Genomic DNA, 698 nt, shown 5'->3' on the forward strand with positions numbered 1-698 from the left:
TTCACTTGATTTGTATCTTTTCGACTTTATTTCCAGTTCCGTTATACTAAGTCGCCATAACAGGCTGTATCTAGCTCACTATTCTTTATTTGGTTTCACCACCAATACAAATAGCGACGCAATTCAATATATAGCACCCACTCCATTTGCCAATAGTGAACGACTCGAACATGTCTACATCAAGCCCAATCAAGACCCTCAATATTGCTTCTCGTGAAAGTGCTTTAGCGTTGTGGCAAAGCCGTTATATAAAGTCTCAACTTGAAGCTTTATACCCAGGCTTGGAAGTCAATATTAATGGCATGACAACCAAAGGGGATAAGATTCTAGACGTCCCCCTTGCTAAAATCGGTGGCAAAGGCTTATTTGTAAAAGAGCTTGAAGCATCAATGCTAGAAGGCATTTCAGATATCGCCGTCCACTCAATGAAAGATGTCCCTATGGAGTTCCCCGAAGGTCTTGAGCTAGCCGTTATTTGTGAGCGGGAAAACCCCTTCGATGCTTTCGTTAGTAATCAATACGACTCGATCGATCAACTTCCAGAAGGTGCAATTGTTGGCACCTCAAGCCTACGCAGGCATAGCCAACTGGCCGCCTCTCGCCCAGACCTAGATATTCGCCCTTTAAGAGGCAATGTTAATACTCGTCTGGCAAAGCTCGATGCAGGCGAGTATGACGCCATTATTCTTGCAGCCTCT

General features: G+C 44.3%; 2 protein-coding genes. Both read left to right on the forward strand.

Annotation, left to right across the window (positions count from 1 at the left end):
- On the forward strand, positions 1 to 217 hold a 217-nt coding region (locus tag A3761_RS28520; protein WP_231881197.1), incomplete at its 5' end, for a hypothetical protein.
- A partial coding sequence (gene hemC, locus A3761_RS08360) for a hydroxymethylbilane synthase (RefSeq protein ID WP_068750105.1) occupies positions 171 to 698 on the forward strand: 528 nt, incomplete at its 3' end. The genes A3761_RS28520 and hemC, both read left to right, overlap by 47 nt.

The sequence above is a fragment of the Oleiphilus sp. HI0123 genome, assembly GCF_001635315.1.